Annotated in this window: 13 protein-coding genes, 1 pseudogene, 1 riboswitch and 1 other annotated feature; of the genes and pseudogenes, 10 read left to right on the top strand and 4 right to left on the bottom strand. The window is 50.7% G+C overall.

Annotated features, from left to right (window positions below; translation table 11 throughout):
• Positions 1-6: 6 nt before the first annotated feature.
• Positions 7-892: pseudogene (locus IPG31_08140) on the bottom strand (IS3 family transposase).
• Positions 499-614 (bottom strand) — a sequence feature (AL1L pseudoknot). It overlaps the preceding pseudogene by 116 nt.
• Positions 893-1,247: 355 nt before the next feature.
• Here IPG31_08140 and IPG31_08135 point away from each other — a divergent pair.
• Entirely contained in the window at positions 1,248-1,475 is a 228-nt protein-coding gene (locus IPG31_08135) for a CopG family transcriptional regulator (protein ID MBK6618320.1), read from the top strand.
• On the top strand, positions 1,459-1,725 hold the full coding sequence (locus IPG31_08130; protein MBK6618319.1) for a type II toxin-antitoxin system RelE/ParE family toxin: 267 nt from the start codon (positions 1,459-1,461) through the stop codon (positions 1,723-1,725). Before IPG31_08135 ends, IPG31_08130 begins: the two co-directional genes overlap by 17 nt.
• Positions 1,726-1,816: 91 nt before the next feature.
• Here the strand turns inward: IPG31_08130 and IPG31_08125 are convergent, their stop codons facing one another.
• The 3 genes from IPG31_08125 to IPG31_08115 form a co-directional block, all read right to left on the bottom strand.
• Positions 1,817-2,299, bottom strand: coding sequence for a hypothetical protein (locus IPG31_08125; protein ID MBK6618318.1), 483 nt, complete (start codon positions 2,297-2,299; stop codon positions 1,817-1,819).
• A 317-nt stretch (positions 2,300-2,616) separates the two neighbouring features.
• Positions 2,617-2,760 (bottom strand): hypothetical protein, encoded by a 144-nt coding sequence (locus IPG31_08120; protein ID MBK6618317.1) that lies wholly within the window; start codon positions 2,758-2,760, stop codon positions 2,617-2,619.
• A 34-nt stretch (positions 2,761-2,794) separates the two neighbouring features.
• Complete coding sequence (locus tag IPG31_08115; GenBank protein ID MBK6618316.1) at positions 2,795-2,968, bottom strand: hypothetical protein; 174 nt, start codon at positions 2,966-2,968, stop codon at positions 2,795-2,797.
• A 131-nt stretch (positions 2,969-3,099) separates the two neighbouring features.
• Between IPG31_08115 and flhB the strand changes: the two genes are divergently transcribed.
• The 8 genes from flhB (at position 3,100) to gcvH (ending at position 12,017) form a co-directional block, all read left to right on the top strand.
• Complete coding sequence (gene flhB / locus IPG31_08110; protein ID MBK6618315.1) at positions 3,100-4,233, top strand: flagellar type III secretion system protein FlhB; 1,134 nt, start codon at positions 3,100-3,102, stop codon at positions 4,231-4,233.
• Positions 4,234-4,283: 50 nt separating this feature from the next.
• Entirely contained in the window at positions 4,284-6,371 is a 2,088-nt protein-coding gene (flhA, locus tag IPG31_08105) for a flagellar biosynthesis protein FlhA (GenBank protein MBK6618314.1), read from the top strand.
• A complete protein-coding gene (gene flhF / locus IPG31_08100; protein ID MBK6618313.1) occupies positions 6,368-7,759 on the top strand; it encodes a flagellar biosynthesis protein FlhF in 1,392 nt (463 codons plus the stop codon). Before flhA ends, flhF begins: the two co-directional genes overlap by 4 nt.
• On the top strand, positions 7,752-8,645 hold the full coding sequence (locus tag IPG31_08095; GenBank protein ID MBK6618312.1) for an AAA family ATPase: 894 nt from the start codon (positions 7,752-7,754) through the stop codon (positions 8,643-8,645). Before flhF ends, IPG31_08095 begins: the two co-directional genes overlap by 8 nt.
• An 8-nt stretch (positions 8,646-8,653) precedes the next feature.
• On the top strand, positions 8,654-9,364 hold the full coding sequence (locus IPG31_08090; GenBank protein ID MBK6618311.1) for an RNA polymerase sigma factor FliA: 711 nt from the start codon (positions 8,654-8,656) through the stop codon (positions 9,362-9,364).
• Between the two features lie 213 nt (positions 9,365-9,577).
• Positions 9,578-9,853: a hypothetical protein gene (locus IPG31_08085; protein ID MBK6618310.1), complete on the top strand. Its 276-nt coding sequence runs from the start codon at positions 9,578-9,580 to the stop codon at positions 9,851-9,853.
• Positions 9,854-10,297: 444 nt separating this feature from the next.
• A riboswitch (glycine riboswitch) is annotated at positions 10,298-10,399 on the top strand.
• A 100-nt stretch (positions 10,400-10,499) separates the two neighbouring features.
• Positions 10,500-11,591 carry a glycine cleavage system aminomethyltransferase GcvT gene (gene gcvT, locus IPG31_08080; protein ID MBK6618309.1) on the top strand — a complete coding sequence of 364 codons (1,092 nt, stop codon included), beginning with the start codon at positions 10,500-10,502 and terminating at the stop codon, positions 11,589-11,591.
• Between the two features lie 36 nt (positions 11,592-11,627).
• On the top strand, positions 11,628-12,017 hold the full coding sequence (gcvH, locus tag IPG31_08075; protein ID MBK6618308.1) for a glycine cleavage system protein GcvH: 390 nt from the start codon (positions 11,628-11,630) through the stop codon (positions 12,015-12,017).
• Positions 12,018-12,045 lie beyond the last annotated feature (28 nt).

Below are 12,045 nucleotides of genomic sequence, written 5' to 3'. Positions count from 1 at the left end.
ACCCAGCTCCGGTTGCCGGGCGTATAACGCCTGCTCCAGCGCATCCAGCACGAAGTCTGTGTGCATGCTGGAACTGACACGCCAACCCACGATGCACCGGGCAAACACGTCGATGACGAACGCGACATACAGCCAGCCCTGCCAGGTGGAAACATAGGTGAAATCCGACACCCACAACTGGTTTGGGCGATCTGCCTTGAATTGCCGGTTGACGCTGTCCAGTGGGCACGGCAGCGCCTTGTCTGAAACCGTCGTGCGGACAATCTTGCCGCGCCGTACACCTTCCAGCCCCAACCGTTTCATCAGCCGCTCAACAGTGCAACGAGCTACCTGTATTCCTTCGCGCTTAAGTTGTCGCCATACCTTGTCGGCACCATAAACCTGCAGATTGGCCTGCCAGATTCGTTGTATCTGCGGCATCAGATCGTCATCGCGAATAGCTCGGGCACAGCGCAATGCCGGATTACGCAGTTCGACAACGTGACGTCGATATCCCGACGGAGCGACCTGCAATACCTTGCAGATCGGCTCGACTCCGTGGGTGTCGCGATGCCGGTCAATGAACGATCTTAGGATTTGAGTTTGCGGTCGAGCTCCGCCTGGGCAAAAAAGCACTGGCCAGTTTCAGTATCTCATTGGCGCGACGTAATTCCTTGACTTCACGCTCCAGTGCTTTGATGCGCTCGCGTTCTTCACTGGTGACGCCATCTCGCAAGCCTGTGTCGATCTCGTGCTTCTTCACCCAATCATGCAATGTCGGTGGTGCGCAGCCAATCTTTGGCGCTATCGATTCTATCGTCGCCCACAGCGAAGGGTACTCACTGCGATGCTCTTGCACCAGACGGACTGCGCGTGCTTTTACTTCAGGGGAATATTTGTTTAATTTGTTCATGGCTCCATTCTCTCAAGATTTGGAGCCTCCTCAAAACCCGGGGCGATTCAAGCCGGGATTGCGGCGGTGTGTGTTTGACATCGATTTTTCTCCATTTTGTGTTGTTACATTAGCTAATACAATCGAGCGGGCAAAAACCGGAACCGCACATAGAAGAAAAATTAATAAATTCTTTAACTGGTTGTTTTTAAATGACAAATAATCCGTTTTTTTAAGTAAAAATGCCCTTGGCGACCCAGTGTCGAGCACTGCTCACAATTTTTCCATCCGCTTGACCGGCGATGCCGAGATGCTTTCGAGTTTTTGTGATATATTGATTACACGTATTCAATAGTTGACGTAAAGGGAATTAGATATGGCTACCTCAATAAGACTTTCTCCGGAAATTGAACAACGGCTTGATTATTTGGCCGGCCAAACCGGGCGTACGAAGGCATTTTATTTACGAGAAATCATCGAAAAAGGATTGACTGATATGGAAGATTATTACTTGGCCGCCGGCGTGTTGGAACGCGTTCGCAAAGGTGAAGAACGCGTATATTCATTAGATGAGGTGGAGAACGCGCTTGGCGTGGCTGATTGAACTGTCAGAGACGGCGAATAAGCAACTGGCGAAACTCGATAAGACGGAAGCGAGGCGTATTACGAAATTTCTGCGAGAGCGTTTGGCTGTTACCGACAATCCGCGCACTGTAGGCAAGGCTTTATCCGGTCCGCTTGGTGGTTTGTGGCGTTATCGAGTGGGTGACTATCGATTGATTTGTGAAATTCAGGACGGCGTGCTGTGCGTTTTGGTATTGAAGATCGGTAATCGTCGAGAAGTTTACAAGTGATATCGGCATCAAGGGTAATTATACGTTCGGGTAAGTATTGCCTATCTTGTCCAAGCGGCAGTTGATGTTGCTTGATCATGTGCAGGGATGATTAACGCGGCAGGACTTTAACCCAGAAAGGTAGCGGGTGTGTGAGTTTGACGGGCAGGTTAGCCTCAAGAAACGCAAGAATTTTGTCTGTGTCTTTCAGCGGGTAGGAACCGATAATCCGTAAATCGGCAATCTCAGGGTCACAGGTAATGTAGCCTGGTCGGTAACGGCTGAGTTGCAGCAAAAACTCGCTGAGCGGCAAATCGTCGGCAACGATAAAGCCTTCGGTCCAGGCTGGTTTATCCTGGCTGTGTCGGTGGATAGGCTCAATGTGGTTTGAGGTAAACTGAACTTGTTGGCCGGCAAGTAGGGTTTGTTTGGCGAAAGTGGTATCGACGGGGTGGATTTCAACAGCATCTTGAAACACGGCAACCTGTGTCCGGTTTTCGTGCTGGCTAACACTGAAGCGCGTGCCGAGAGCCTGAACGCTGCCTTGCAAGGTATCTACGATACAATTACGGTAACAGTTTACTAAATATGCCATATCATATTGTCAGCATAGCTCGCTTACCTCGTATTGTAATGCCCAGTTATTCGGTTTGGAGGATTAGATCGAAAAGTTAACAGCAATGACTGGCCGTTAGCTTTTCGATCTAATTTTTCGGACCAAATAGTCATGCTGACAATATGGTATAACCAGTGAATTTGATAAACTGTCACCGTAATTTCTGACCTTACACTCAGGCGGAATACCGCAAAAGCTCGCTGGGTTGGAGCGATAGCGATAGTGGAAACCTGGCAATCTCCGCAAATGCTGGGGAGCGTGATTCTCCATGTTGGGGTTCCTGTCGTCACCCCAACCTACGGCCCTGCCGGCTTGATCGTAACCGGAATCAAGGCTGGCAGCTTGATATCATCGCGCCCACGCCGGTGAGCGCGCAACCAATTCCCAAACGTCTTCGCATTCAACCCCCCCCGCGCCCGGCAATAGGCCGCCTGCGACAAACCGCTCGCTTGCCAGTTGCTGATATGCTTTTGCTTATCCTCCTGTAAGGTAATGCAGAGGAGAATAATCCAGAAAATTATGATTGTGTAGATGGGAGCGTTGGACGGTTACGTTCCTGTCCGCTTCTGCTATCGTCAATCCCTGATTCAGAACCAGACTGATTGCATCCAGTTTGAATTCCTTTATATATTGCTTCCTCGTTTTCATTTCTTCCTTCAATTAAGATTATTTTCTCTTAACCAGAGTGTTCGGGATTAATGGGCAAAATCCTAGCCTGTTCCCGTGATGGACTGCGGGTAACCAGCCGGATAATTCTGCCACATCAATAGGAATCTGATATGGCAGAAGATAGCGATCTGGAAAAAACTGAACCGGCGTCTCCCAAACGGCTGGAAAAAGCACGTGAAGAGGGGCAGGTTGCGCGCTCTCAGGAGCTGACTACTTTTACAGTGCTGATGGCTGCAGCCGGAAGTTTATGGTTTATCGGTTCGACCATCATGCATAAACTGGTTGCCATGTTGAGTGGTGGGCTGCAGCTGGAGCGCGAACTGGCTCATGATCAGGCATTGCTAATGCCTCGTTTTTTACAAGTGGCGCTGGAAGGGCTGCTGGCAATCGCGCCGTTATTTGCCTGGCTGGCAATCGTGGCGCTGGTTGCGCCGATGCTGTTGAGCGGATGGCTATTCAGCTCCAAGGCGCTAGTGCCGGATATCAATCGCCTCAATCCTGCCAAGTGGCTCCAACGCACCTTTTCGATGGGTGGCCTGATTGAATTGTTCAAAGCCATTGCTAAGGCGCTGGTGATTGGCGGCGCGGGAGCAATGGTGATGTGGCAATTCAAGGAACAGACGTTTGATCAGATCAGCATGCCATTAAATCTGGGGCTGGCCAATATGGGCGAACTGATGGTGCTGGCCTTTACGCTGATTGTTGCCGCAATGCTCCTGATCGTACTGATCGATGTGCCCTACCAGTTATGGAATCATGCGCGAGAACTAAAGATGTCAAAAGAGGAGCTGCGCAAGGAGTCCAAGGAAGATGAGGGCGATCCACAGGTCAAGGCGCGCATTCGTGGCTTGCAGCGGGAAGCCGCGCGCCGTCGCATGATGGCAGAGCTGCCCAAGGCGGATGTAGTGATAACCAATCCGACCCATTATGCGGTAGCGCTTAAATATCAGGATCGCTCGATGCAGGCGCCAAAAGTAATCGCAAAAGGCGTGCATCTGTTGGCGGCACGTATCCGTGACGTAGCGACAGAACACCATATTCCAGTGCTGGAAGTGCCGCCACTAGCGCGGGCGCTCTATCACCATGTAGAGCTGGAAGCTGAGATACCCGAGAAACTTTATACGGCAGTGGCGCATGTGCTCGCCTATGTTTTCCAGCTGCGACGTTATCAGAATTATGGCGGCGCTACCCCTCCGACCCTGCCAGAAATCAGGGTACCTGATGAGCTGGATCAGCCTGCCTGAAAATATATTGAATATTCGATTCTATCAATCCAATTAATTTCGAGCATGAAATGAATCAATCCCTGTCATTGACAACCTTGCTGCAAGGCAGCCAGCTTCAAAGCCTGGCCGGGCCACTGCTGATCATCATGATCCTGGCGATGATGGTGCTGCCATTACCGCCATTCGTGCTGGATGTGCTGTTCACCTTCAACATCGCGCTGGCGATCATTGTATTGCTGGTCAGTCTGTATTCACGGCATGCACTCGATTTTTCGGTTTTCCCAACAATTTTATTGATTACGACCTTGTTGCGTTTATCGCTCAATGTGGCTTCAACACGCGTGGTGCTGTTGAATGGGCATACCGGTCCGGATGCCGCCGGAAAAGTGATCGAGGCATTCGGCCATTTTCTGGTGGGGGGAAATTATGCGGTGGGGCTGGTGGTGTTCATCATTTTGGTGGTTATCAATTTTGTGGTTATCACCAAGGGTGCCGGGCGTATTGCTGAGGTCAGCGCACGCTTTACGCTGGATGCGATGCCGGGCAAGCAGATGGCGATTGATGCCGATCTCAACGCAGGACTGATTGGCGAAGAGGATGCCCGCAAGCGGCGCGAGCGTATTTCGCAGGAAGCTGATTTCTTCGGGTCGATGGATGGCGCGAGCAAGTTTGTACGTGGTGATGCGGTGGCTGGCATTCTGATCATGCTGATTACCATCATTGGTGGGTTGATAGTGGGGGTGGTGCAACATGATCTGGTACTGGCTGATGCCGCCAGAAACTATACCTTGCTGACGATTGGCGATGGTCTGGTCGGGCAGATTCCGGCGTTGATCATTTCAACCGCTGCTGGCCTGGTGGTGAGCCGCGTTAGCACCAATGAAGATCTCGGTCAGCAAGTTATCGGTCAGCTGTTTTCGCGCCCGCAAGTGCTGTGGGTGACAGCGGGCATTATCGGTGGACTCGGTCTGGTGCCAGGAATGCCCAATCTGGTATTTTTACTACTGGCAGGAGCAATCGGCTCAGCTGCCTATTTGCGGGCACGCCAACCTGCGCAGGAGGAAACCAGAACCGGCGAAACAGAACCTAATGCCGAGATTGAATCGCAGGATGCCAGCTGGAATGATGTTACCCAAGTGGACACCCTGGGACTGGAAGTTGGCTATCGCCTCATTCCGCTGGTAGACAAGGCGCAGCAAGGTGATCTACTGCGACGCATCAGCAGTATTCGCAAGAAATTTGCGCAGGAGATCGGCTATCTACCGCCAGTGGTACATATTCGTGACAATCTGGAGCTGCGTCCTAATGCGTACCGCATCACGATGAAAGGCTCGGTCATCGGTCAGGGAGAGGCATACAGCGGCATGTATCTGGCGATCAATCCCGGCCAGGTAACGATGGCGCTGCCGGGAAGTGTTACCCAGGATCCAGCCTTTGGGCTGCCGGCGGTATGGATCGATGCCGGGCAACGCGAGCAGGCGCAGGTGGGCGGCTATACCGTGGTAGATACCAGTACGGTAGTAACAACGCATCTCAACCACCTGTTGCGCAATCATGCCGCTGAGCTGCTGGGAAGAGAAGAGTTGCAGAAACTGCTCGATCATCTCAACAAGGATGCGCCGAAACTGACTGATGATCTGATACCCAAACTGCTGCCATTGGCCAGCGTACAGAAGGTGCTGCAATACCTGCTGGAAGAAGGGGTGCACATCCGTGATATGCGCACCATTATAGACACCTTAACCGAACATGCTGGACGTACTCAGGAAATTACCGAATTGATGGCGCAGGTCAGACTAGCGCTGGGCCGTTCGATTGTCGAGCAATGTTTTCCGTCTGGTGCTGAATTACAGGTGATGCGTCTGCATCCTGAGCTTGAAGGCATTCTGACTCAGGTGGTGCAATCCCATCCCATGGCGGATGGCGGTATCGAGCCTGGTCTGGCTGATTCGCTGATACACGATACCAGCGGTGAAATCAGGCGCCTGGAAAGTCTGGGATTGCCGGCGGTGCTGGTGGTCTCTGATGCTGTCCGATTGCTGTTGGCGCGTTTCCTGCGTCGTTCCTTACCTCAATTGCGCATATTGGCACATTCCGAAATACCGGATAGCAGAAAAATTAAATTCGTTTCCATCGTTGGAGGTAACAAAAAATGAAAGTGAGAAGATTCCTGGCGGTCAATTCGCGCGAAGCCTTGCGTAAGGTCAAGGAAGAGCTGGGCGCAGATGCGGTAATTTTATCCAATAAAGCGGTGCCGGGCGGCGTGGAGATTATGGCGCTGGCCGGTGACGAGATAGCGAGTCTTGCGGATAAATCCAGACAGGCGGAAGTATCTGCGGTCAGTAAACAGTCCTCTGCTTTGTATGCGCCCGTGCCAGCGGTTGAACCCGTTGCGCCACTTGCACCACCAGAAAAGATTCAACCCAAAGAAGCACAACCCGTGGCAAGTAGTGTTCCTGAGGTTATTTCAGCACCACAAATCACGGCATCTGTCGAAACAAACAGGCGGCCCATAATTGCTGATGCACAGACCATTCCCATGGCGCCCAATCCGGATAAAGCAGACAGTGTCAACCAGAGCATCATCCAGGAAATTCAGGCGATGCGGCAATTGATGGAAGATCAACTGGCAAGTGTTGGGTGGAGCCAGTTCTCACAGGCCCATCCTGACAGCATGAAAGTATTGCGCACTTTGTTGAATGCCGGATTTAGCCCGTTACTGGCAAGACATCTGCTCGATAAATTACAGATTGATGCTAATTTTGAACAGGGGTTGAAAAAAACTATTGCGCTGTTGACTCTGAATCTGCGCACGGCGGATAGCGATGAAATAATCGAGCAAGGTGGTATTTATACGTTGATTGGGCCGACCGGTGTCGGAAAAACCACGACCACCGCCAAACTGGCAGCACGTGCCGTTATCCGGCATGGTGCAGATAAGGTGGCGTTGCTAACGACGGATAGTTATCGTATCGGCGGACATGAGCAGTTGCGTATCTACGGAAAATTGCTTGGTGTGCCTGTGCGCAGTATCAAGGATATTGATGACTTGCAGTTGATGCTGCACGAATTGCGCGGTAAACATATGGTGCTGATCGATACCGTTGGCATGAGTCAGCGTGATCAGATGCTGGCTGAGCAAATTGCAATGATGAGTCAATGTGGTACACCCATGAAGCATTTGTTGTTGCTTAATGCTACCAGTAACGGCGGCACATTGGACGAGGTCATTTCCGCCTATCAGCAACACGGTATTCATGGTTGCATCATCACCAAGGTGGATGAGGCTGCTGGTCTGGGTACCGTGCTGGATGCGGTCATTCGTCGCAAGTTGAGGCTGCATTATGTGACCAATGGTCAGAAAGTACCGGAGGATCTGCATGCAGCAAATTCTCGCTATCTACTGCATCGCATCTTTAAACCGTCATCGAAAGATTCCCCATTTACGCTGCAGGATACTGAATTTGCCCTGGCGATGGCCGGACAGGCTGCGGGTCGACCGGGAGCAGGTCGCCAGATACCTGCCGGGGTCGGTCATGATTAATCATCAGCCCGATCAGGCATCTGGTCTGCGGCAATTAGCTGCGCTAGGTGTTGAGCAGGGCGTGCGGGTGTTCGCGGTGGTGGGTGGCAGGACGAGTGTCGGCAAGACCAGTACGGTGATCAACCTGGCCATCGCACTGACCAGAATGGGTAAGCGCGTGCTGATTCTCGATGAAAACCCGCGTCACAACGATGTGAATGCCAATTTTGGCCTCAAGGCACGCTATGACCTGCAGCACGTCATCAATCGTGACAAATTGCTGGACGAGGTGATAACCCGTGGCCCGGGAGGCGTTCAGGTACTGACTGCCATGCGCGGCATTCACTCACTGGCAAAGCTGATGCCACACGATCAGGACTGGCTGATCAACTGCTTCGGCGAGATATCACAACTGGTAGATGTCGTCCTGATTGATACCGCCATCGGTGCCGCAAGTCGTGTGGTTTCGCTTAGTCTGGCATCGCAGCAGGTACTGATCGTGCTTTCAGGCTCGGGGCAATCCATCACAGATGCTTATGCATTGATCAAACTCATCAGTCAGGAATATGCGCGACGCGATTTTCTGGTGTTGGTCAATAAAGTTGCTTCGCTAACCGTCGGACAGGCCATTTTTGATAATGTGGCAGCCGTGGCGCGCAAACATTTGTCCGTTAGGCTGGAGTCGCTGGGCTGTATTCCGTTTGATGACAAGTTACAACGTGCCTCCCACCTCTGTCAGTCCGTTGTTGATATTTTTCCGGATTCTTTGTCGGCAACCAGCTATCGCCATTTGGCAGATGGCTTATTACGTGGCCCTTATTCCGGCAATCAGAATGATGGTGTTGAAAACTTCATGCAACGACTGATACGAATCAGTCATCTCGATAAAGTGGATTTCACCGTATGAGCGAGCTTATGTATACCGAAACCGGCACCATTGACAAAGAACAGTTTATTACCGAATACGCACCACTGGTCAAGCGGATTGCCTATCACATGATGGCCAAGCTTCCTGCCAGCGTTCAGGTGGATGATCTAATCCAGGCCGGGATGATTGGTTTGCTGGATGCAATTGGTCGCTATGAAGGCTCCTATGGTCGACAGTTTGAAAGCTATGCTGCACAACGTATTCGTGGATCAATTCTTGATGAATTGAGAGAGGCAGACTGGTTGCCGCGTAGTCTGCGCAAAAAAATGCGCCAGATCGAGGCCGCAATGCGCACACTGGAACAAAGACTGGGACACCAGCCCAGCGAACAGGAGCTGTCGCAGGAGCTGAATATGTCACTGGAGGATTATCAGGAAGCCTTGCAGGAAGCGCGCGGCGGGCAATTGATTTATTACGAAGATTTTCAGGAAGAAGATGAGGATCACTTTCTGGATCGATTGTGTGGCACACAGGATAATCAACCGCTTGATCAGCTACTTGAAAAGAATTTGCGCGAAATGTTGATCGATGCCATCGATAAACTGCCGCCTAGAGAAAAACTGGTAATGGGAATGCATTACGAAGAGGAAATGAACCTGCGCGAAATAGGTGAAGTGCTGGGTGTGAGTGAATCACGTGTGTGCCAACTGCACACCCAGGCCATTGCGCGTTTACGAACTCGCTTGAGATCCAAATAGAAAAACAAATTTTTTACTGCAACAATTACGGATAACTTGATAGAATGCGATTAGTCCATGCTGATCAGGACTGGCGATGGCTGACATTTTCGCCCACCGATAGTTGGAGTAATGGTTTTGTTTTGCAAGTTTGCAAGTGGAATAGATGGCAGGGATTTTCCTGGTTATTCAGGTTGTTGGATCGATGTCAAAAATAATTTGAGAGGAGCACAAATGAACAAGATAATCGTAGCAGCGTTTGTTTCAGTCTTTTTGTTGGGTTCGACTGCAGCTATTGCCAGCGGAAACACAGAATCATCCTTAGCGCCAATTGCGGCGAAGGATATGTTGAATTACCTGTCCTGCAAAGACAAAAAACCGACCGATATCGTTAAAAGCCGCACAGATGTCGAGAATGGAAAAATTGTCAGAGTTAAATGTGCCGATGTCGTTGCTATAGTAGAAAAAGCACGCAAGGAATCCGGTGATGCCTGGCAAGGCGGGTATTAATTACTAGATGTGGTTATCAAAAAAGGCCTGCTCAGCAGGCCTTTTTTGTGTCTGGAATACAATATCGCTCTATTATCCTGACCGGAATAATCGAACGTCGTGCTCCCTGCAAATAATACTGGCAGTCATGCAGTCTAATGCTCCGTTACATTTAATCTAATTTCATCAGTGGCCACGAGATCCGTTTGAGCTTTACCATTTACCGTGCCAAAAGCTGTCTCAGGTAGAAATTCACGAACATTCAACTGATCCATTGTCGCTTTATTTATTTGATGTGAGATGAGACTCAATCTTGTATTGAAACCACAAGCTAGGGTATAGTGGCGGCCTGCTATAACATCATCCTGGCAGGAGAGTGCGCTATCACAACATGGCGCCGCCGAAGGCGTAACCCCCCGGAATCGCTCAGGCCTGATCGGTAAATCGATCTGAACAACTGCTTGTGACAGGCAATCTGGAGAGTGCTGAATAATATATCAGCCACCGAAGGGGCACTCGGATATGATTTCCGATAAAACTCTCAGGTAAATGGACAGAGGGGAAGAGTCAAACCTGAAAATTGCCAGTTTCTGCAATTCCACGCACACGCCGTGCATTCAGGTATATTTTAGGCGGTTGACTTCCCTTTTATTATTTTGAGATAACTATGCTGAAATCAACTCCTCTTAACGCAACTCATCGTGCCATGCAGGCCAAGATGGTGGATTTCGGTGGCTGGGATATGCCCCTGCATTACGGTTCCCAGCTGGATGAACACCATCAGGTGCGACGCGATGCCGGCATGTTTGATGTTTCCCATATGCTGGTGGTAGATATTCGTGGTGCACACATACGTGACTTCCTGCGCGGCTTGCTGGCTAATAATGTTGACAAGCTGACGCTGACTGGTAAAGCACTCTATTCCTGCATGCTGACCCCTGAAGGGGGTGTCATCGATGACCTGATTGTCTATTTTATGACTGAATCCTGGTTTCGACTAGTGGTCAATGCCGGTACAGCGGACAAGGATATTGCCTGGATTACCCTGCAGGCGGATCAAAGTGCGCCTCAGCTGGAAATCACCCCTCGTCGCGATCTTGCCATGATCGCAGTGCAAGGCCCCAATGCTCGCAGCAAGGTGTGGAATGTCATCCCCGGGGCGCAAGCGGTTACTGAGCCTTTAAAGCCTTTTCAGTCAGCGGTATTTGAGTCTTATTTCATTGCTCGCACTGGCTACACCGGAGAAGATGGTTTTGAAATTATCCTGCCGGCAGATGATGCGCCTGCTTTCTGGCAGAAACTGCACGCAGCCGGTGTTTCGCCTATTGGCCTGGGAGCGCGCGACACATTGCGTCTGGAAGCGGGTATGAATCTTTACGGTCAGGATATGGATGAAACTACCAGTCCGCTCGAATCAGGACTGGCTTGGACAGTGGATCTAAAAAGTGATCGTGATTTCATTGGGAAAACCACACTGCAACAGAAACCGGTCAGCCAAAAATTGGTAGGGCTGTTGCTCCTCGATAAAGGGGTCTTGCGCAGTCATCAGCAGGTCGTTATCACAGGCAGCGAATTATCCGGACAGGGAGAAATCACCAGCGGTGGTTTTTCACCAACACTCAACCAGTCCATTGCGTTGGCGCGCGTGCCGGTTGAACTGGCTGTCGGAGATGAAGTCGGCGTATTGATACGCGACAGACAGCTTGCAGCCAGGGTCGTCAACTACCCCTTTGTACGCAATGGCAAGGCACTTGTTTAAATCAAAATCAGTTAACTATCTTTTGGAGAATAAATGATGAGCATCCCAGCAGCGCTGAAATACGCAAAATCACATGAATGGGCCAAAGCCGAAGCGGATGGAACAATTACCGTGGGTATAACACATCATGCCCAGGAACTGTTGGGTGACATGGTGTTTGTCGAGCTGCCAAAAATTGGGCGGAATCTTGCAAAAAATGAAGAATGTACCGTGGTGGAGTCTGTCAAATCTGCATCCGACGTTTATTCGCCTGTCAGTGGCGAGGTCATTGCCGTTAACACAGAGCTGGCATCCACACCGGAAAAAATCAATCAGGATGCTTATGCAGCATGGCTATTCAGGTTGAAGCCGACCAATCCCAGCGAAATGGATGCTCTGCTCGATGCCGCCGGTTACGAAAAGCTGGTTGCAGAAGAAGCCCACTAAGCCAATCATATTTTGGGGAATGATGGGA

The organism is Nitrosomonas sp., assembly GCA_016703745.1.
Lineage (GTDB): Bacteria > Pseudomonadota > Gammaproteobacteria > Burkholderiales > Nitrosomonadaceae > Nitrosomonas.
The sequence above is the reverse complement of the archived record's forward strand: the minus strand, read 5'-3'. Positions and strand labels throughout refer to the sequence as shown.